The 21,388-nt window shown below is 44.9% G+C and carries 13 protein-coding genes and 1 pseudogene; 10 read left to right on the plus strand and 4 right to left on the minus strand.

Annotated features, from left to right (window positions below; translation table 11 throughout):
* Positions 1-136: 136 nt before the first annotated feature.
* From minC to minE, 3 genes and pseudogenes are all read left to right on the plus strand, one after another.
* The gene (gene minC / locus QZW47_RS24765) at positions 137-937 is read left to right on the plus strand and encodes a septum site-determining protein MinC (protein WP_293133070.1); all 801 of its coding nucleotides are present in this window, start codon (positions 137-139) and stop codon (positions 935-937) included.
* Positions 938-1,335: 398 nt separating this feature from the next.
* Entirely contained in the window at positions 1,336-2,142 is an 807-nt protein-coding gene (gene minD, locus QZW47_RS24770; RefSeq protein WP_293133073.1) for a septum site-determining protein MinD, read from the plus strand.
* Between the two features lie 211 nt (positions 2,143-2,353).
* A pseudogene (minE, locus tag QZW47_RS24775) lies at positions 2,354-2,611 on the plus strand (cell division topological specificity factor MinE); the annotation flags it as partial.
* Positions 2,612-3,028: 417 nt separating this feature from the next.
* Here the strand turns inward: minE and QZW47_RS24780 are convergent.
* A complete protein-coding gene (locus tag QZW47_RS24780) occupies positions 3,029-4,198 on the minus strand; it encodes a DUF58 domain-containing protein (RefSeq protein ID WP_293133079.1) in 1,170 nt (389 codons plus the stop codon).
* Between the two features lie 505 nt (positions 4,199-4,703).
* Here QZW47_RS24780 and QZW47_RS24785 point away from each other — a divergent pair.
* The 3 genes from QZW47_RS24785 to QZW47_RS24795 all read left to right on the plus strand — a co-directional run bounded on the left by QZW47_RS24785 (position 4,704) and on the right by QZW47_RS24795 (position 9,937).
* Positions 4,704-6,005, plus strand: coding sequence for a type IV pilus twitching motility protein PilT (locus tag QZW47_RS24785; RefSeq protein WP_293133082.1), 1,302 nt, complete (start codon positions 4,704-4,706; stop codon positions 6,003-6,005).
* Positions 6,006-6,733: 728 nt separating this feature from the next.
* Positions 6,734-8,377, plus strand: a complete 1,644-nt coding sequence (locus tag QZW47_RS24790) for a polysaccharide biosynthesis protein (RefSeq protein WP_293133085.1) — start codon at positions 6,734-6,736, stop codon at positions 8,375-8,377.
* 354 nt (positions 8,378-8,731) lie between these two features.
* Entirely contained in the window at positions 8,732-9,937 is a 1,206-nt protein-coding gene (locus QZW47_RS24795) for a glycosyltransferase (RefSeq protein WP_293133088.1), read from the plus strand.
* Between the two features lie 154 nt (positions 9,938-10,091).
* Here the strand turns inward: QZW47_RS24795 and QZW47_RS24800 are convergent, their stop codons facing one another.
* A complete protein-coding gene (locus tag QZW47_RS24800; RefSeq protein WP_293133091.1) occupies positions 10,092-15,713 on the minus strand; it encodes an ATP-binding sensor histidine kinase in 5,622 nt (1,873 codons plus the stop codon).
* 499 nt (positions 15,714-16,212) lie between these two features.
* Here QZW47_RS24800 and QZW47_RS24805 point away from each other — a divergent pair, with 499 nt between their 5' ends.
* The 4 genes from QZW47_RS24805 to QZW47_RS24820 all read left to right on the plus strand — a co-directional run bounded on the left by QZW47_RS24805 (position 16,213) and on the right by QZW47_RS24820 (position 19,850).
* Positions 16,213-16,956 (plus strand): hypothetical protein, encoded by a 744-nt coding sequence (locus QZW47_RS24805; protein ID WP_293133094.1) that lies wholly within the window; start codon positions 16,213-16,215, stop codon positions 16,954-16,956.
* 84 nt (positions 16,957-17,040) lie between these two features.
* Entirely contained in the window at positions 17,041-17,259 is a 219-nt protein-coding gene (locus QZW47_RS24810) for a hypothetical protein (protein WP_293133096.1), read from the plus strand.
* Positions 17,260-17,503: 244 nt separating this feature from the next.
* Entirely contained in the window at positions 17,504-19,204 is a 1,701-nt protein-coding gene (locus tag QZW47_RS24815; RefSeq protein WP_293133099.1) for an NAD(P)/FAD-dependent oxidoreductase, read from the plus strand.
* Between the two features lie 373 nt (positions 19,205-19,577).
* Positions 19,578-19,850, plus strand: a complete 273-nt coding sequence (locus tag QZW47_RS24820) for a hypothetical protein (protein WP_293133101.1) — start codon at positions 19,578-19,580, stop codon at positions 19,848-19,850.
* On the opposite strand, the gene QZW47_RS24825 is transcribed toward QZW47_RS24820, so the two are convergent.
* Both QZW47_RS24825 and QZW47_RS24830 read right to left on the minus strand, forming a co-directional pair.
* Complete coding sequence (locus QZW47_RS24825; RefSeq protein WP_293133103.1) at positions 19,840-20,070, minus strand: DUF433 domain-containing protein; 231 nt, start codon at positions 20,068-20,070, stop codon at positions 19,840-19,842. The genes QZW47_RS24820 and QZW47_RS24825 overlap by 11 nt on opposite strands.
* Positions 20,071-20,652: 582 nt before the next feature.
* Positions 20,653-21,207, minus strand: coding sequence for an NYN domain-containing protein (locus QZW47_RS24830; RefSeq protein WP_293133105.1), 555 nt, complete (start codon positions 21,205-21,207; stop codon positions 20,653-20,655).
* Between the last annotated feature and the right edge of the window lie 181 nt (positions 21,208-21,388).

Raw genomic sequence — 21,388 nt, forward strand, 5'->3', positions numbered from 1 at the left:
TTCACAAACGAAATAGAATTGTGATACCTGCCGTTAAAAACAAAAAAACCAGACTTTTCGTCCCAAAAGCTGAGGCAAAAGACGACTCAAGCTAATATTGATGTTAACCTGTCCCTACCTGAGATCGAACCGTTCCATGACACCCGATGCCTCCACAGCCGCTGCTGCCGCCCCTCAATCAACGCCCGAAGTCAGCTTAGAGCTGCAAGTCCGACTCAAGACTGAAGACGGAAAGCTATTGTTGTTACTTCCCCCAGAAACCAATACCGAACCCGCAACTGGTACGGCATCGACTTGGACTGAACTTTGGCAACAGCTAAAAGTCAGGCTGAATGCTGGAGAACGCTTTTGGCAGCCGAATGCAGAAGTACAATTGATGGGGAGCGATCGACTTTTAGATATCCGCCAACTGCAAGAAATTGCCGATGCCCTCTCTGAAGTGGAACTGCAACTCAAACGAGTCCACACCAGCCGCCGCCAAACCGCTGTTGCCGCGGCTACGGCAGGCTATTCTGTAGAACAACAGCCTCCGGTTTCTACTCTGAGTCAAGCCTCCGCTGAAAAACCGCAATCGCTGGCGGAACCTTTATATTTGCAGATGACTGTGCGATCGGGCGTTGAAATTCGCCATCCAGGGACGATCGTACTTTTGGGAGATGTCAATCCCGGCGGCTCAGTCATCGCCGGAGGCGATATCCTAGTTTGGGGCCGTTTGCGGGGCGTCGTGCACGCAGGTGCCGGCGGCAACACCAAAAGCGTGATTATGACCTTGCAGATGGAACCGATGGTGATTAGGATTGCTAAGTACGTTGCCAGAGGCCCAGAAACCTCACCCGCTCAGTTTTTCCCGGAAGTCGCCTATGTGACGCCTCAGGGGATTCGGATCGGTAGAGCCTCTGATTTTGACAAATCGCAGTTAATCGGCGGTAATGGGTAATTGGTCATTGGTCATTTGTCATTAGTCAGTGGTCAGTGGTGATTAGTCATTGGTCATTGGTCATTAGTAATACTATTTCTCTTTGAGTTGGCGCTCGATCGTTTAGGTTTTGGCTAAATCAGTTAGTCAAGAAGATTTTAAAAGTTCAGTGCAAATCAAGAGAAAATTTGTATAAAAATGAGATTTTTGAGGATTGAGTTGATTCAATGAATAACAGATTGCTCCCTAAATTCTCATAAAATAATTACCAAGGAACCACAAATAATAAGATTAATGACAAATGACAAATGACAAATGACAAATGACAAATGACCTGTTTGAACAATGACTGATGCCCAATGCCCAATGCCCAATGCCCAATGCCCAATGCCCAATGCCCAATAAATCTAAAATCGCTTATGGCTCGCATTATTGTTGTTACATCAGGGAAAGGCGGAGTCGGAAAAACCACATCGACAGCTAATCTCGGCATGGCTTTAGCTAAGCGGGGGCGCAACGTTGCCGTAATTGATGCCGATTTTGGCCTCAGAAATTTAGACTTGCTGCTGGGCTTAGAAAACCGCATTGTTTACACGGCATTAGAAGTTCTCGCCGGAGAGTGCCGCTTAGAGCAAGCTTTGGTGAAAGACAAGCGGCAGCCGCGCTTGGTACTGTTGCCGGCGGCCCAAACTCGCATGAAAGATGCCATCAGCGCCGAGCAAATGAAGCAGCTTGTGGGGATGTTGGGAGCAAAATATGACTATATTTTGATCGACTCTCCGGCTGGAATTGAGCAGGGTTTCCAAAATGCGATCGCCCCGGCGCAAGAAGGCGTTATTGTCACTACTCCAGAAATCGCTGCTGTCCGCGATGCCGATCGAGTCATCGGCCTGCTGGAAGCCAACAACGTCAAAAAAATTCAGCTCATTGTCAACCGGATCAGGCCCGCAATGGTGCTGGCAAATGATATGATGTCGGTGCAAGATGTGCGGGAAATCCTTGCCATTCCGCTGTTAGGCGTCGTTCCCGACGACGAGCGCGTCATTGTTTCCACCAACCGAGGCGAACCATTAGTATTGTCGGAAACGACCTCTTTAGCTGGAACTGCTTTCGACAATATTGCCCGCCGCTTAGAAGGCGAAAAAGTTGAATTTCTAGATCTAACTCCTCGTCGGGAAACGTTTTTCACTCGCCTCCGCAAGTTCTTCAATACTAAAATTATGTGATGTGCTGCCATATTGGCGATCGACCTTTAGCAGCCACTGCATCACAAAAACTAGCCGAAAAATTCCCCCAGTGACACCAGTTCCCAAAAAGAATCAAACTCCTGGGCCTTACTCCATACCAGACGGGAATAAGTCATTCCCCAATCTAAAATCTAAAATCTAAAATCGACTCACCTTTTCTATGCCAAACCCTTGACAAACTGCTATAACCATGCTGTACACACTTCTCGAACGACTTTTCCCGCGCCTCCCTGATAACAGCCGCGACGATGTAAAGCGGCGCCTCAAACTGGTTCTAGCCCACGACCGGTCAGCACTCAGCCCGGAAATGGTTGAGTCGATGCGCCGAGAAATTCTAGAGGTGGTGTCTCGCTACGTGGAAATCGATACTACTGAATCAGAGTTCGGTCTCGAAAGCGACCAGCGGGCGACTTCACTGATCGCAAATCTGCCGATCCGACGAGTGAGACCCGAAAATCCACCGGAAAATTTGCCCTATAAATTGCCTGACAAATTGCCCGAGAATCCACCTGAAAAGGTTGCGGAGTATGTACCGGAGTATGTAGTCGAAACTATCCCTGAAACGACAGAGTGATAGGAATTGAGATTTTGGGATCGGGCAATAAGTTCGATCGGCGCGATCGACATTTAAATAAAACTATCTCTCAACCATTAAAAATTTTGTGGTGGACACTATTCGTCCGCCCAATATATGTGATTGAAATCGGAAAAAGCTGGCGATTTGAAATCGAGTCAATTCCTACAAAAAATGGTTTGTAGTGAGGACTTTAGTCCGCTCCTTCTTGCGGACTAAAGTCCGAACGATCAAACCTCATAGCGAGTATTTAATCCCTAAGAGGATATATGAAAAATTATCGACTCAATCTTAATAATTAATCGCTCTTTCCAGAGCATCTTGTAACTGAACTTCTAAAGGTCTATCCGAGCGAATTTCTAAACCAGGTAAGTCGTGTTTTACTAACATTTTTTCGCCTGTTTCCGCAGCGGCGCTCGGCCAAAGTACCCAACGACTACCTTGGGTAAGAGTGCTTAAACTTGCAGAATTTTGAGTCAGCCAAATTATCGGCAGTTGCGATCGACTTTCGTGAGCCTCTTCCCCAGCATTAACCGCCGCCAAAGTTTCCAAAACTACCCGGTTCCCTGACACGAGTCCAGTCCCGGCAGTCCAAAGTTTGACGTTTAACAGGCGCTTGCTAGCATAGAAGTAAAGAGACGCAGCTACTGTCACCGCTCGTTCAAATTCCTCTGGTTGCCAAAAAGCAGCGCTGTCGAGACCAATAATAATTTCTTGACCGCCGGCGGCAACTTCTAACTCTCTCACCCGCAGTTCTCCGTAGCGGGCGCTGGTGCGCCAGTGAATCAGGCGAGTGGGGTCTCCGTGGCGGTAAGGTCTCAAATTCCGGGTCAGACCTTCGGTAGCAGTTTGCGATCGCAGGCGATCGTACAATTGCGGGCTGTCTTCTTGACCGATGCGATCGATCAAAGGACAAGCACTCAACGGCAAAACCTGCGGGTAGACAACCGCCACCGCTTTCACCGGGCGGCTGCGGCGACACCAAAACAAGCCTAAAGGCGCCGCCGTTCTCAAGTGCACCTCTTGCCAGCGATAGACGCCCCGCTGCCGGACTTCTAGATAGTATGTAAATCTGTATATACTCTCAGGCTCGATGACCTCGATCGGGCGGACGATCGGTTCTCCCAGTACAAAGGGCAAGATATCTAGGACTTGCAACAAAGTTTTAGGCGATCGGGCGCGATTTTCGATTTCTAGTTCCACAGTGATTCGATCGCCCGCACTCACCGGTGCGATCGGGTGGCGCCGAAGTTCCAAGGAACCGAGCGATTTTGGTGGCAAAAACGCCGCTACTCCCAGCAGTGCCAAACTCCCACCGCTGAGCGCGTAAAGCCACCCTGACATGGTATTGGTAGCAGATCCAAAAAAGAACACCGTCAGCCCCGAGAGCAGCCAACCCGCGTAGGCGGGAGTAACAGCGCGATTTTCAAGCCAGACGGCAATTTTGTGACCGATGTTCATAGGAGTTAAAACCGTTAATTACTCGATCGCCCATCAAGCCTAATTGTAAATTATTCTCAGCATTTAGCACCGAATTAGCCAGCAAACGATTAGATTATAAACCGGGCATTTTTGCGCCATTAATCTACAATGACTGGAGACCAAAACGGATACAAGCCACCAACGCTCCTGAGTGAAGATACCCAAATTTGAGACTTTAGTTGAAACTCCCAGATTCAACCCCTGCAAGTCAATCTAAAATCTAAAATCGACTGACACGCATACAAGCTCCCGATACTCGATCGCTGTCAATCCCCAAATTTGAGACTTTAGTTGAAACTCCCAGATTCAACGCTGCAAGTCAATCTAAAATCTAAAATCGACTGACACGCATATAAGCTCTCGATACTCGATCGCTGTCAATCCCCAAATTTTAGACCATAGTTGAAACTCCCAGATTCAACGCTGCAAGTCAATCTAAAATCTAAAATCTAAAATCTAAAATCGACTGACTGGAGACCCAAAAATGAACCCATTAGACAATCCTACACCCGTTCGACCAGAGGCTCAAGCCCGCCGCACACCGCCGCCGCCCCCGCCCTTGGCTGCAACTCCCGCGCCACCACCACCACCAGCGCCTGCTGCACCCCCACCAGCACAGCAGCAAAAGCAGCACCAGCAGCGGGCTGTTGAGACTCCCGCCAGCACGATCGAACAAATGGTCAGAGATGCCCATACAGCATCAGCTTCCGACATTCACATCCGAGTCGGCCAAGTACCTCGATTTCGGATTCGGGGCGTCATGCAAGTAGCAACCAGCCACCCGAAAGTCACGCCAGAAATTTTTGAACAATACTTAGCCGAAATTCTCAACCCCGAACAGCGAAAACAGTTTGCGGCTACCAAAGAATTAGATGCAGCAATTTTTTACCCAGGCTTTGTGCGGTGTCGGCTAAACTGTTTTGACTCCCTCAGCGGCGGCGCCATAGTATTGCGGTTGATCAGTTTAGAAATACCGACTATCGATTCCTTAAGGTTGCCAGAAGTTCTCAAAAATATCATTTTGCGATCGCAGGGATTAATTTTGATTACCGGGCCTACAGGTTCGGGGAAATCGACAACAGTAGCTGCGATGATCGACCACCTCAACCAGATGGAACAGAAGCACGTAGTTACAATTGAAGACCCGATCGAATTTATTCACCCTTCTAAAAAATGCTTGGTCAGCCAGCGGGAAGTCGGCTTGCATACCCACGAGTTTCAGCAGGCTTTACGGGCAGTTTTGCGGGAAGACCCCGATGTAATTCTGATCGGAGAAATGCGCGATCGCGTTACGATCAATACAGCGTTGCAAGCAGCTCAAACAGGTCACTTAGTATTGGGAACCCTCCACACTCGGAGCGCCATTAACGCGATTAATCGCTTGTTGAACCTCTACCCGCCCGAGGAACAGCAGGCGATGCGGATTCAAATTTGCGATTCTTTAGTAGCAGTAGTTGCCCAACTTTTGCTACCAACAGTTGACAACCGCCGCGTCGCAGTTCACGATATTTTGGTGAACACGCCAGCCATGCAGGATTACCTGATGAAAGGTGCTGATGATGAAGCTTTCCGGTTGATGGAACATGACACCTACGAAGGAATGCAGATTATCAACCAGGCTCTTTACAAACTTGTGCTTGAGGGCAGAGTGACGATCGAAGAAGCAGCAAAAACTTCTCCAGAAGCCAGCGATTTAGACCGCCGCTTGCGGACTGGAGGCTACGATCCAGCCTCAGCTCGCGACTTTGAAGGCAGCAAAAAAGAGCGCAGCGTTCGCGCCCGGTAGTTAAGATACATAGGGGGGTAGGCACAGCACCACTACCCCACCGATTAATATCATTTGAGATTTAATATTCTGCGACTTCCTTCGGCTACGCCGTACAAGTCGCGAGCGAACAAGTTTGAGATTTGAGATGAAAAAATTGCTAATGACTTATTGTGTATAGGTTTGGAAGACTGACAGACAGTTGCATTCTTTTTTTTTACTGGTATTATAGGTAGCAATATTTTTGGCATACCGCAATATTTGGGGCTGTTGTGCGTATCTTTACTTAAAATTTTACTGTATTTAGTACGGAGAAATACATTTTGCTTAAGTAGTTAAATCATCTTAAGTATATTGTTAAGTTTTTTTAAACAAAACGACTTTACATTAACTTTAAAATTGCGTGAAAACTCGCAGGGAATTGCAAAGAAATAGTAAAGATATGTTTTGAGTATTGCCAACAGCCTGCAACTTAAGCTTATAGTTGTAGTGACAAATTGTTGAAAGCAAACGTTCCGACTTTGCCGATCGCCAAATCCAGCAGGTAAAAAAAACGCTTAATAAAAATACAAGTAGGCTGAAAACAAGTAAGGAGTAACAGAGCAGCTCGCGCCTCTTTCCGGTGAAGTGGCTTTCGGTATGAAAAATCCTAAAACCACGTAGAATTTTAAAGATTGTGTCCATCAAAAATCTATTTAACAACTCGCCAATCGGCAACCGTATTTCTACAATCTCAAGGAGCCAAGAAAGTGAACAGTGCATTTACCTCCTCAGAAGTGTTTGAAGGTGCTACCAAAGCCGAAATAATCGATCGCATCCAGCGGCTAGTTCCCCCGGGTTCCCCGGAGCCGCAAGATCCTGAAATCCTAGCAGCCTTAAAAACTCTCACCGCACAGCTAATCACCGCCTATCAAGCCGACGGACAACTAGAAAACGAACCATTTACCGACGTGCGCGATCGTAGCATTCACCTGTACGCATCCGCCTGTAGCAACAAAATCAAAGGAAAAACCATTCTCATCACAGGCGGAGAAGGATGCGTCGGCAGTTTCTTAATCGAAAAACTCCTCATATTAGGCGCAACTAACATCATTTCCGCAGACAAAGCCCGATGTCAAAACTCCGAAGAAACTTTCCCGCACTTTAAAAAAGAAGGCGCAGTAACTTTCTACGCCGCCGACATTCGCAACTTCGAGGCGCTCAAACACATATTTGAAGTAGAAAAACCAGAAATTGTGTTTCACCTCGCAGCCCAACGCCAGCCCGGATTAGCTGAAAAGGAAATCCGAGAAACAGTGACAACCAGCCTGTTAGGATGCAAACACGTCATCCAACTGTGCGAAGAATATGGCGTCGAACACTGCATCTTCTCTTCCACAGGCAAAACATCTCGATATTTTACAACCGAAGTTTACGCCGCCTCCAAGAAGTTTGCCGAATGGCAATTTGCCAAAGCAGCTCAAGCAGGAAACGTCACTTACGGGATGGTGCGCTTTACTCATATGTTGGAAAATAGCTTGTTTTGCGAGCAAATGTCCAAAAAAGTACAGCAAGGTAAAACTGTCAACGTTCACGCTCCCCACCGCTACGTCACCGCTCAAAATCTGATCGAAGCCGTACATTTATTGCTGAACGCATTGATTGTATCAGTTCCCGGAAAACTAAAATTTGTCGCCGTGAGCAATCTCGGGTGGCCGACAGAAACCTTAGAAGTAGCACTTTATAAAATCCTTGAATCCGGCAAAAATCTGCCGATTTATTTTCAAGGACTTTTACCGGGCTACGAAGAACCGTTTTTCCTCGGACAGTTTGACTGGAACAAACCTACAGACATTCACCTCCTAATTAATGTTCTAGAAGATCCTTTGAGAGTTGTTGACGATGCTGGCGACATGGTGACTGTAGAATTAGCTCCTTTTTCTTTCAGCGTCTTAGACAGACAAGTGTCGGAATTGGAAAGCTTAATCAGCAATCCAAATTTCGAGGAAGTGAAAATCAAGCACGCTCTGGTTGCAGCGGAAAAAGAAGTGATTGCTTCCTGTTTTGCTTGGAGTTCCCCCCAAGAGTTGTTAAAAATTTTGCATTGGGGAATCAATTCCAAGAAATTACAAGGTTACGGAACCCAAATCGCTGACTACAGAGAAATTATCGAACTCCTCCTGCAAGGAATGTACGGGAGGCTCAACCAAGAAGTTTTGAGCGGGGCGGGAGTTACTGCTGATGAATTTGATGATTTAGTGGAGAGTCTTTCGATACTGGATTCTATTCAAGGAGAAGTCGGATATTTGCGATCGATATCGAGATGTATCAGACAATCTGTAATCCCCGCACATTTTACCCAAAAAAAACCTGAACCTGTTGCTGTCCTGCAGCGTAGCTTGAAAATAGTTTAGAGGTTCCTTGCTTGTTTTTAGTAAATCGAAAGCAGAGCAACCCCAAACCCGGTTTCTTTGAGATACCGGGTTTTTTAAGTATGGGGCTGTTTTAGGTTTACTTAAGATTGTAAGAAGCGACATCATATGATATCATGTTCGAGCGAACGATTGCAATCAAATAGGTTTGTAGTGAGGACTTTAGTCCTTTTTTGGAGCGGACTAAAGTCCTCACTACAAACCTAATAAAGCTGATGTTTTAGGATCTGATAGGTTAGATAGCATCGATCGCGCTCGTTGGCTGAGGTGCAATTTGATTTAATCAAATCAATGACTGCTGCAAATTAAATTAAATTAAATTAAGGTACTAGAATTGTGCAAATAAATCAGCTAGCTTTCCAATTTGTTGATGTTGTACTCTTGACGATCGCCCTAATCCTGCTAATTCCCATAGCAGTTTTATTCCTAGAATGCTGTGCAGCCTTCTTGTCCGCCTTCGGGCCCGCAGCGGAAACTCCAGAACCCCGCCCCAAAGTAGCAGTCTTAATTCCCGCCTACAACGAAGCAGCAGGAATAGCGGCCACCCTCTCCACCATATTGCCGCAGCTAACACCTCAAGACCGCCTGTTAGTGATTGCGGACAACTGCACCGACGCCACAGCAGAAATCGCCCGTAACTGCGGTGCAAGTGCGATCGAGCGCCACGACACAGAACGCAGGGGGAAGGGATACGCCCTGGATTTCGGCTTGCAGGCGATCGCCTCAGACCCCCCAGAAGTAATCATCATGGTGGACGCCGACTGCATCTGTCAACCAGGCGCGATCGAGAAATTAGCCCGCGTGGCGATCGCCGAACAAAGACCGGTGCAAGCAACATATTTAATGGAACAACCGCCCAATCCTACCCCAAAAGATTCGATTTCAGCTTTAGCATTTCTAGTAAAAAACCTAGTGCGGCCCAGCGGATTAAAACAGCTAGGATTCCCGTCATTGCTAACAGGTACGGGCATGGCTTTTCCCTGGTTAATCATTCGAGATGTTCCTTTAGCCAGCAGTAACATCGTCGAAGATATGCAAATGAGCTTGGATTTGGCGATCGCCGGACATCCCACCGTATTCTGCCCCGAAGCGCGAGTCACCGGGTGTTTACCGCAACAGCAGGAAGTAGCCAAAACTCAAAGAACCAGATGGGAACACGGACACCTGCAAACCTTGCTAACTCAAACTCCCAGGCTGGCGACAGCTTCCGTCGAGCAACAGCGTTTTGACTTAATGGCGATCGCCCTCGACTTATCCGTCCCTCCCCTTTCCCTTTTAGTCGCCATCTGGGTAGCAGCTTTTGCAGCCTCATTACTAGCAGCAACCTTCGGAACATCCCCGATTCCCGCCGTCTTGTTAGCAGTACAAGGAATACTAATTTTAGTTTCAATTGTCAGCGCTTGGGCAAAATTCGGGCGTGCCGATATTTCCGGCGCAACTCTTTTATCCGTACCTTTTTACATCCTGTGGAAAATCCCTTTATATTTCGGTTTTCTCCTGAAGCGCCAAACCAAATGGATACGCACAGAACGTGATATTTAAAACATCTCTGGATGCACTTGTAACCCAATCAACCGGGTTTTTATGACTCTTGCCCCCTCTTTTTAAGAAGGATCGGGCTTAACAATCGCGTATTGAATTAAAAACCCGGTTTTTTAACCAAAATATTTGCTTAAAACCCAATAAGACTCCTTCTTTAACCCGCGGAGGCGGGTTTTGTTTGTGTAGACGCGAATTCCATTCGCCCGGTATTCTGTTGCTGCACTGGAATTTCAATCACAAACTCACTCCCTTCACCGGGCGCAGAAAAGCATATTAGCTTCCCGCCGTGTTTCTCCACCACAATCTGATAACTAATACTCAATCCCAAACCCGTACCTTTACCCACAGCTTTCGTAGTAAAGAAAGGGTCAAAGATTCGCGATCGCACTTCCTCCGTCATCCCAGGCCCATTATCAGCAACACAAATTCTCACAGAGTCTTTGTCAGTACATACCTCAGTCCGAATCTCAATCTTTCGCTCCAAGATTGGACATGAAGGATTTTCGAGTTTCGCAGTTTTTTCTAAACGCCCAACTCCTAACTCCACTGCATCAATTGCATTACTCAAAATATTCATAAACACCTGATTTAATCCTGAAGCATAACAACTTACCTTTGGCAATTCACCATAGTCTTTAATCACATTAATTCCCGTTCCATCTGCATTATTTTTCACCTTATGCTGCAAAATTAACAGAGTAGAATCAATCCCAGAGTGAATATCAACTGGTTTCATCTCAGATTCATCAAGCCTGGAAAAATTCCGCAGCGACAGCACAATATTGCGAACACGCTCAACACCAAGCTGCATCGATTGCAGCATTTTAGGCAAGTCTTCTTGAATAAAACAGAGCTCAATATCTTCTGCTTTAGCAACAATTTCAGGAGTCGGATTAGGGTAAGATTCCTGGTAAAGCTCAATCAATCCCAGCAAATCCGAGCTATATTCGCTAGCGTGGACGACATTACCGTAGATGAAATTAATCGGATTATTAATTTCGTGAGCAACCCCCGCTACCAATTGCCCCAAAGAAGACATCTTTTCAGTTTGAATCAATTGAGCTTGTGTAGAGCGTAATTCACCCAAAGTAACCTCCAACTGTGTCGCTTTTTCCCTCAACTGCACCTCCGAACTCTTCAATTCCTGCGTGCGCTCTTCTACTCTCACCTCCAGCGTCTGCGAATAATCCTCTAACTGTTCCTTAGCAGCCGACAAATTAGCAACGAGCACTGCATTTTCCAGAGATATAGCCGCTTGGGAAGAAAGCATTTTTAAAACTTCCAGTCTACCTGGAGAAAACGCTTCAGAAGTTAAATTGTTTTCCAGATAAAGAATGCCTACAAGTTTGCTTTGATTCAGAATCGGAAGACAAAGCGCCGATCGCACTTGCTGCCTTTTAATATAGGAATCCTGTGTAAATATACCTTCCTTAGTAGCCTCACTTAACACCACATCAGAGTGCGTCCTTTCCACATAATTAATCACCGTTATTGGCAAAACCGACCCTGGGGCGAATGTCGGACACTGCTGAACAGCAATATCCGAAGACTCCACCGAAGCCGCTGCTTGAATCACCAATTTTCCTGACTTGGGCATCAACAGAAAACCTTTTTGTGCCCCAGCATTCTCGATCGCAATTTTCATCAACTTTTCTAACAACTTTTCCAGCACAATTTCACTAGCTAGTGCCTGAGATGCCTTCAAAACCGTTGTCAAATCTAATGAACTACTGTGACTACTGCTCGTTGAAGTAGCATTAGTGCTAGTAATAGTTCGATCTACGCTAGATTTTGTCGCCGATACAGGGGGTAAAGATGTCGGATACTCTGACTCCAAATGTTTAACCTTGGCGGTGGCTCCCCAATGAATATAGCCATAGTAAGCATCTATTAGATAAATCTCAGCTATTTTTTGGCGATCGCAACCCAGATAGAATTCTGCCGCCCGTTCATTTGCCAGCGCTGCTTCGTGGATGTATTCATTCTTCGAGGCTCCTTTCACCGCTCTGTCATAATACATAGCAGCTTTTTCATATTGTCCCAATACTCGCGCTTTCTCAGCCTCTACCAAATCATATTTGTGCTGATAATTTACCGGAGAATTCACAGCCCAATGCTTCATTTTTTTCTGAAGCGAAGCAACTTTTCTTAAATATTTTTTCTGTTCGATTTTTGAACCTGTGGGATACAAAGCTAAGAGTGATAGGGAATAGTAAAAATTGTGGATAGGAACATACATCATGCTCATCGCAGCCTCAGAGTAACTTGATGCCGTGATGGCATTTTCAGCAGATTGAGTATAATCTTTAAATAGATAATTTAGCCAGGATTTCGATAAATAGACTACAAATATTACCATATTATTTTGACTCTCCTTTAAAGCAAGCATCATAGTTTTTTCATTAAATCTATCGCCAGTCAACAGGCAAGAATTAGCTGTTTTACCTTGCAAATTTAAGACAAATTGCGCCCCAACTCTGGCTTGATAAATCATAAATTCATTCTGATAATCCACCAGCATTTGAATATATTGACTCTGCTGAATCTCCACAGAGTCTAGAGGTTCGCCGCTCAACAATATATAATTGCTGTAAAAACTCGCACAATAACAAGCATTGTTGACATCTCCAGTTTCTAGTCCGCTTTGAATACCATCAATTAAACCAGTAAAACTTGCTCTGGCACCCTCAGACCAGTGACGGATAAAACCATTAACAATTAGTGAAATTTGAGAATTGTGCAAGTTGGTGTCAAATCGTTCTAAAAGTGCCTGAGCCATTTGACCGTATCGGTATCCAGAATCCATATCACCTAACACCCCACAATGAATCACACCATAGTTTGCATACCCGAAACTAGACAGCGGCGTATTCCCGTATTTAAGAGAAAGTGTAACCATTTTAAATACGATAGATGGGAACATATCGGGTGCTACTATAAAAGCAGCCGGAGTCATATTCGTCAAAATCCGTATAACCGCAATTTTATTAGGGTCAGTCATTGGTGGCAGTTCCAATAAATCCTCAATCTGCTTATTTCTTAAAGCTAGTTTGGTCAGAAATAGCTCCTTGAGGATATTCAGTTTTTGTGGGGTTCTCGGGATGTACACTCCAAGCATTTTCAAAGCTTCAAGAGCTATATCTATCGAAGCTTGGGATTGATTTTGATTAAAGTAGAAAACAACTTTTAGCTCGTAAACTTTGACTTTTTCTAGCAAATTTTGGGCGCGTAATATAATAATCTCTGATAGCTGGAACGCTCGCTCAAAATCGGTATTTATATAGGAGGCTTCCAGCGCTTCGGCATAGAGTTCCATAATTAAATCGTAGTGACTCTGCCAAGCTCGATCGGGTAAAAGTTCTAGACCTGTATTAAAATATTTGAATGCAGCTTCATAGGCTGCTGAACTTTTAGCTTTCTTACCAGCTATCAGATTAAAGTTAGCTAGTTCATATCGCTGTTTCTCATTTGTGATGAATTCCACCCCGATATTAAGTTGGTTGACAATATCAAAGATATTTTCTGCTATTTCCGATACCGTAGGGGCGGTGCCCCCGTGCCCGCCCTTGTGCTTGTGCAGTAGCAGATACCCAATTTTTAAGTGAGTTTGTTTTTTCTGGGAGTCAGGGATGAGAGAATAGGCGGCTTGCTGGACGCGATCGTGCAAAAATCTATAATCAATTGAGCGTTGTATAATTCCAGGATAATTTTGATTATTTTGTGGGATGGGCGTCTCGCCCGTCCGGTATATTTTAAAGATTTCCTCATCAACCAGAGGAATTTTGTAAGCATCGCTCGTTGGCAGAATTAAACCAGCTTGCAGCGCATCCCATAAATGGGCCGCCGTTTCCGAACTAGATTTTTCCCTAACAATTGCCAAATGTTCTAAACTAAAACGGTTGCCCATACAAGCAGCTAATTGTAATACTTGCTGCGCCTCCTGCGGCAGTTGTTGCAGATTCCGAGCCACTAATTCAACGACATTGTAATCTGCAATGCCAGCGGCTGCAATTTCCCCGATATCCCACTGCCACGCACCAACAGTAAAGTCAAAAGCTAACAGTTTTTCTGAGTGAATAGTTGAGAGTAATTGAGTTATAAAAAATGGATTTCCGCCAGTCTTATTAAAAATCAACTCTGCCAGGGACTTTAACTTTTCGGTTTCATTACCCAAAGTATCCCGTACTAGCTCGGTGACACTGCTCAACTCTAAACATGGGAGGATAATGTTATGCACCCCAACACCAGCCTGTTGAATTTTTTCGACAGTTTGAACGAAAGGATGAGTCGAATTCACTTCGTTATCTCGATAGGCTCCTATCAGTAAAAAATATCGGCTGTCCAAGTCTGTTACCAGTTCCTGAATCAATTTCAAAGAAGCTAAATCGGCCCACTGCAAATCATCCAGAAATAGAACTAATGGGTGTTCTGCTTGGGCAAACACCTTTAGGAATTCTTTAAACAATCGATTAAAGCGATTTTGAGATTCTGTCGGCCCCAATTGGGGAACATCAGGCTGCGAACCAATTATTAGTTCCACAGAAGGGACAACATCAATAATAATTTCACCGTTATTACCCAGCTTTGACAAAAGTTTTTGTTTCCAAATTGCCAACTCGTCTGAGCTTTTTGTTAATAACTGCTGCATCAATGACTCAAAGGCTTGAGTCAGGGAAGCATAAGGAATATCCCGCTTAAACTGGTCAAATTTACCAGTAATAAAATAACCCCGCTGCCTGACAATTGGTTTACGGATTTCACTGACAACTGAGGTTTTACCGATGCCTGAGTAACCGCTTACCAACACCATCTCTGTTTTCCCAAAGCTGACTCGCTCGAATGATGCCATCAAATCAGCGACTTCTGGTGTGCGGCCGTAGAGTTTTTGGGGAATCAAAAATTGACCTGATTTGTCAATTCTCCCCGGAATAAAACTTTCTATTTTGCCAGTAGTTTGTAGCTGAGTTAGGCAATTTTCCAGATCTGCTTTTACTCCAAAGGCACTTTGATATCTGTCTTCGGCATTTTTAGCTAATAGTTTCATGACAATGGATGAAACCATCTGCGGGACTTCATTGTTTAGTTGATGGGGAGGAACGGGCGTCACCGCAATGTGGCTGTGAATTAATTCTAAGGGGTCGGTTGAATTAAAGGGTAACTCTCCTGTAAGCATTTCATAAAACGTGATGCCTAGAGAGTAAAAGTCAGTTCGGTAGTCGAGGTCGCGGTTCATTCGACCAGTTTGCTCTGGGGATATATAGGCTAGAGTACCTTCTAGCACGGTGGTAGGGCTATTTTGGTGAGTCTCTCTAGATAGGCGAGTTGCCATGCTAAAATCAGTGATTTTTACTTGTTCGCAATCTGGGGTGATGATAATATTTGAGGGTTTAATATCTTTATGAATAATCTGATTTTGATGCACTTCTCCGAGAGTTTGAGCTACTTGAATAGCCAGGGGCAAAAAAAACTTAATTTTAATATTTTTACCTGCGAGATAATGTCTGAGAGATTGACCGCCGCAATCTTCTAAGATCAGAGCGAAACTGTTTTTATATTTTTCTAAGCTATGGGGTTTGACAATTCCTTCGAGTTTGAGATCGGAGCTAATTTTGTATTCATGTCTCAAGCGGGTAATTTCTTCTATTGTGGGATACTCGGTATTGAGTATTTTAATGATGACTGACTCTCGATCTGATTCCCTGAATGCTCGATAAATGATGGACTTCACACCAAGTTGAACAACTTCTGTGATTTTGTAACCGGGAAGTGCATTCATGGTTTTTATTCTCTGACTAAGTGTTGGGTTAATATCGCGCTTGATCTCGATCGCAAGGTAGACGGACTGTACTTAAGTATTTTTACTTAAGCGTGTATTTTTAAATACATTAATAATTAAGTAATTACTCATTTTTTTTTGAGGAAGTAGATGCCTAAAGGTTTAGGGGGTCTGAACTGGCTGAGGACAGCATATCTGGTTTGGATCTCCGGCTGATGTGTACTGTTTGACACTTCGCGCGGTCGATCATTACACTATTGTAACAAAATCGGTGATGCCGATCGCACTCCCAGGCCGACAAATCCACATAAATTAAAGGTTTAGCTCTAGTTTTGACCGTTGTCACCAAGCACGAATGGGAAGCCCTGGGCTTGAAAAAGCAGGTTTATGCGATCGAAAACACAAGCTAATATCACGCGCATCACAAACAAGTATGATTCAGATCATAGGTTGAGAGTGATGAACTTGCTAGTATTTTTTCATAATCAGGTGCAACACAATGGAAGAAGTCCTAGCATTGATTGAAAAGAAGAAGCAAGAATTTGCTAAATCTGGGCTATTTGAGTTTATGCGAGACAAGAGTATAAACCCAAGACAACGCCTAGCTTTCGCTCCCTGCGTTGCTGCTTTCGTAATGAGTTTTGGTGAATTCAATAAATATGTTTTCCGAGAAGAACCAACCAACGATCCTATTCAGGAAATAGTTAATAAACACAGTTATGAAGACGATCATCACTGGTTGTGGTTTTTGGAAGACTTGGAAACACTGAGTATTAACAAAACGCTGAGGTTCAGCGATGCTTTGAATTTTCTGTGGAATGAAGAAACAAAAGCTTCGCGGTGGGTAACACATCAAATTTTTCGATACGCTTTTGGAGCAACTCCGATCGCTAGGTTAGCAATTTTGGAAGTGATAGAAGCAACGGGTAATGTGTTTTTTTCTACGGCGGCACCAATTGCTGAAGAACTCCGAACAATTACCCAAAAAGAGTTTCTTTATTTTGGCTGTTTTCATTTGGCTGTGGAAACAGGTCATACTACAGGCACACCGGACGTGGAGCAATTAATTCAAAACATACAACTGACTATTGAGAGCCGTCAAGAAGCTTTTGAGGTAGTTGAAAATTTGTTTGAAGCTTTCACGAAACTGACGGATGAGCTTCTGGTTTATGCGAAAACTCATAGCTTTGACCAACCTTTTGCCAAACCCCGCGAGATTTTGCAACCTTTAAAAGCTGCCTAGTTTACAAGATGTAAAATTTTCAACTCGTAGAACCAGACCAATTTTAGAATCAGACAAAATTTATCACTTATAAGGAGACTCATCATGTCAGAAGTTAACAGTAATTCTTCAACTGCGATCGAGAATTTGGACATTGCTCATACCTGGACTGAGAATTTGGATATTGCTCATACCTGGACTGAGAATTTGGATATCGCTCATACTTGGACTGAGAATTTGGATATTGCTCATACTTGGACTGAGAATTTGGATATTTCTCAAAGTTCTCCCACGGCTGAAGATGACAAACTAGCAGTCGGATAAAATCTGCTATATATAACTGTTCAGCCTCGGAATGAGCGAGGCTGAATAGTTATATATAGCGTTGCTTAATTATATGAGGTGCAAAAAAAGTCCCTCCTAGCCCCCCTTAAAAAGGGGGGAACCGGAAAAGCCCCCCTTTTTAAGGGGGGTTGGGGGGATCAAGCACGCCGTACCTCAGCAGACAGAGAAATGCCATATTTGTCTCGTCGATGTCCAAATTTAGCATCTACCATCCCTATTTGATATGAGCCATTACGACGTTGTGATTGTGGGCGGCGGCCCTGCTGGTACTACTACTGGAACTTTGCTCAAGAAATACAATCCAAATCTGAGCGTGCTAATCCTAGAGAAAGAAAAGTTCCCTCGCGATCACGTTGGGGAAAGCCAATTACCTCAAATTAGCGATGTGCTTCAAGAAATGGGATGCTGGGATAAAGTAGAAGCAGCCGACTTCCCGATTAAAATCGGTGCTACCTATCGCTGGGGAACAGATCCGCACCCTTGGGATTTTAATTTTATTCAGCCCGAAAAGTTTAAAGATGATCCGCGTCCTGCTAAATTTGAGGGACAGAGACGGCAAACTGCTTTCCAAGTTGATCGAGCAAAATACGATGAAATTTTGCTGCGACACGCCGAAGAAATGGGATGTGTGGTTAGAGAAGAAACGGCGGTTGTTAAAGTAGATACAGATGCCGATCGCATTACCGCGCTACATTTGCGATCGCAGGAACAAATAACCGCCAGTTACTACATCGACGCTTCCGGCCACATCGGGGTATTGCGGCGAGTTTTGGGAGTCGAAACACACTGCCCGACACGACTACAAAACATCGCTATTTGGGACTACTGGACAAACGCTGAATGGGCCGATTTTATCGGCGTTGGTGGCACCCGCGTCCAGGTAATGAGCTTAAGTCACGGGTGGATTTGGTTTATTCCCTTGAGCCCAACTCGCACCAGCATCGGCTTCATTTGCCCTGCGGAACATTACAAGGAGATGAAAAAGCGACCAGAGGAGATATATGCCGAAGCGCTCAACAGCGAACCTCGCATCAGCAAATTAATCGCTAATGCTACCAGCACAGGCAAAATTGAAACTACAAAAGATTGGTCATTTTTGTCCGATAAAACAGTAGGAGAAAACTGGTTTTTAGTGGGTGAAGCTGCTGGTTTTGCTGACCCTATTTTAGCTGCGGGTATGACTTTAGCTCACACTGGCGCGCGGGAATTGGCTTACACGATTGTGGCATTAGAGGAGAATAAACACGAGGCTAATTGGCTAAAAACTCAGTATGATGAGAATCAGCGACGGCGAGTTAAACAGCACATTCGATTCGCCGATTACTGGTACGCTGCTAACGGTCAATTCACTGATTTACAAGAGCATTCAAGGGAAATTGCGCGGGATTCGGGCTTGAATTTGAGTCCAGAAAAAGCTTTTCAGTGGTTAGCTCAAGGCGGATTTACTAATGATATTTTGGGTCAAGCTGTAATTGCTGGATTTGATTTGGGTTCGATGAAACAGGTGATGCAGCGCTTTTCGCAGGAGGAGGTTCCTTGGCTACTTTCTGCCTACAATGTGTTTCAGTTAGATATACTGGATGCGGAGGTTGAGTTTGTAGCGGTTTATAATGCTGGTCAAATTAGTAGTATCAAGTGTTATGTGAAGAATGGTCAGCGCTTGCCTGTTACAGGATTATATGGTTTGCTGATTGATATTTTGGGCCGTACTGAGTACATCGAGCAAATTTATCGGCAGTTGGTGTTAGTGTTTAAGGAGCGCTTTTCTGTGCAACACGCTCGTGTAGCACTTCATCAAGCCCTTGGTTGTTTGGAGGTGATGGTGACTTCTGGTATTGTCAAGGCGATATTGAACCCGGATTTGTCTAAGTTGAATATTTCGATACCTATGGAAGGTGAGTTAATTCACACTCACAAGGATTAAATAGGACAGCGGTTGAAACCGCGTCTAGACAAACGAAGTCCGCCGGACGCGGACTGAAGAAGACAACGTAATTTTAACCGCTCGTTCTTCAACCCGTGGAGGCGAGTTTTGTTTTTAGATAGCTAGCCGTCAGGAATTGTGTAATTCTTGTAGCGGCTAACCCCCAGTGATTGCCCGCATTACAATACCTCTCGGTTAAGCACAAAATTCAAGGATTCAATCTTCTGAAATACTTGCTTTCCTCGGAGCGCCATCGCTGGGGCCAATTTCCTTAACCGAGAGGTATTGGGATGCAACTCTCCATCATATCGGTTCATGAGGTATCATAAGGGTGGACTTATAGCAAGGCGTATTGTGGCGGCAGGAGTAGATTATGCGAACTATTCTTTTGAGTCACGAAGAGGTAGCTAAACTTGCAACGCAACTCTACGAGGGCGGTATCCGTCAGAAAGTGGAATCAGACAGTAATATTGGCAAAATGGTCATTATTGACGTTGAAACAGGCGATTACGAGATTGATAAAAATGGCTTGCACGCATCCAACCGTCTGAATGCAAAACATCCTGACGCTCGGCTTTTTGGGATTCGTATTGGTTACAATGTTGCGGCTTCGCTAGGTGGTGTGATGGAGCGTGTTAGCCTGTGATTTCGGGTATCGTAAATTGATGATCGCGATCGGCTACAAATTCTAGACAAGCTCTAATGTCTGTTTCTGTAAGTTCTGGGAAGTCGTCAATAATCTCAGTAATAGACATTCCAGAAGCCAGCCAGCCAAGAACATCGTAAACCGTAATCCGCATCCGACGAATGCAGGGCTTGCCACCTCGCTTATCCGGTTCTATGGTGATGATGTCGCGATAGCTCATGATACAGGTAAGGTGTTTGCATCTATATTATAGAAAAACATATCGTAAAATAAACAAAAAAATCTGAAGCTGGAAACTTCCAACTTCAGACTTTTACTAACTCCCCGGGTAGGATTTGAACCTACGACCAATCGATTACACTTATCCCAACGTTTCCGAAGGGCGCGGACTATTTCATCATCCCTAAAACGCAGATTTAATATCTGTCGCGGGATGTCGGGCGCTGTGAGATTTATTGGTTAGGCTCCTCATCTCTAGTCTCTGCACCTTTCTGGCTACTTGCGATCGCAACCGCTGCCTTTCGCCAGAGTTGGCTCAAGATTGCCGCCACCCGAAGTGCTGCGGTTTCCTTGAATTCACCCGATTTTTCAGTATCCGTTACCGGATAAAGCTGCTATGTCACTAGGGCTTTTGGTTAATCCCAAAGGCTTGCGTTCATTACAGTCGATCGCTCTGCCACTGAGCTACCGAGGATTGCGTGGTTTTTGTCACCCACATTTACTAATAGTAGCTGAACTGATTCGATTTGGCAAGGCCTTTGACAAACATTTTTTTTCTCATACACCAAGCGGGTTTGGGCGGCTAATGCAGCCCCATTCTCATTCTGGCGAGGCGCTGCTGCGATTCTGGATCGAGGGAATTGGACAGAAAGCGACTGGAGCTATGTTTGCGGGATTTGTGCTGCCGCTCGCTGCGGCGGGCGGTGGATTCTACCTCAGCCTCTAGTTGTTCGGCGGACATCCATTCGGCACCGTAGCCGACTACTGTCAGTTGCTGCGCTCGATCGGACGTGGCGACAATCATCCGTCCTTTGCCTTTGACCGATCGCAACTCGTACCGCAAATTAGCACAAGACTTTTCAATATAAGTATCTGCCGTCTGACCAAAGTCAGTGTAGTGCACTGATAAATTTTTAGTAATAATTTCTTTAACGCTCGGAGTATCTCGATAGTGAGCGTCAAACACGAGTCTGGCCTCAAAATCTTGAACGGCGCTGTAGTTAACTAAAACCTCAATCAACTCCCGGCGCGCTGTTTCGAGTTCGTCGCAATCGCGCTTGTCTCGGAGTCGAGACCAAAGTCCAATCATGTTATAGCCGTCTACAAGTAACACTGCTTGCGATATATAGGGTGACATGGTTCAAGGCTGAAGAGATCCAGCAGATAGAGGACGTTATTTGCATTGTTAGTCAAAGCTTTTGTTAAATCTTATTACAGATTGATGATTGATTGCTACCCGCGATCGCCATAATTAAACCCCCCAAATCCCTAAGCGTCTGGGATCTGGAGGGAATACAATTTTCGATTTTCGATTTTGG

It is taken from the genome of Microcoleus sp. bin38.metabat.b11b12b14.051, from assembly GCF_013299165.1.
GTDB lineage: Bacteria > Cyanobacteriota > Cyanobacteriia > Cyanobacteriales > Microcoleaceae > Microcoleus.

Coding starts and splice junctions, on each gene's coding strand:
- minC (WP_293133070.1), top strand. CDS start 137: ATGACACCCGATGCCTCCACAGCCGCTGCTGCCGCCCCTCAATCAACG.
- minD (WP_293133073.1), top strand. CDS start 1,336: ATGGCTCGCATTATTGTTGTTACATCAGGGAAAGGCGGAGTCGGAAAA.
- QZW47_RS24780 (WP_293133079.1), bottom strand. CDS start 4,198: ATGAACATCGGTCACAAAATTGCCGTCTGGCTTGAAAATCGCGCTGTT.
- QZW47_RS24785 (WP_293133082.1), top strand. CDS start 4,704: ATGAACCCATTAGACAATCCTACACCCGTTCGACCAGAGGCTCAAGCC.
- QZW47_RS24800 (WP_293133091.1), bottom strand. CDS start 15,713: ATGAATGCACTTCCCGGTTACAAAATCACAGAAGTTGTTCAACTTGGT.
- QZW47_RS24805 (WP_293133094.1), top strand. CDS start 16,213: ATGGAAGAAGTCCTAGCATTGATTGAAAAGAAGAAGCAAGAATTTGCT.
- QZW47_RS24810 (WP_293133096.1), top strand. CDS start 17,041: ATGTCAGAAGTTAACAGTAATTCTTCAACTGCGATCGAGAATTTGGAC.
- QZW47_RS24815 (WP_293133099.1), top strand. CDS start 17,504: ATGAGCCATTACGACGTTGTGATTGTGGGCGGCGGCCCTGCTGGTACT.
- QZW47_RS24820 (WP_293133101.1), top strand. CDS start 19,578: ATGCGAACTATTCTTTTGAGTCACGAAGAGGTAGCTAAACTTGCAACG.
- QZW47_RS24825 (WP_293133103.1), bottom strand. CDS start 20,070: ATGAGCTATCGCGACATCATCACCATAGAACCGGATAAGCGAGGTGGC.
- QZW47_RS24830 (WP_293133105.1), bottom strand. CDS start 21,207: ATGTCACCCTATATATCGCAAGCAGTGTTACTTGTAGACGGCTATAAC.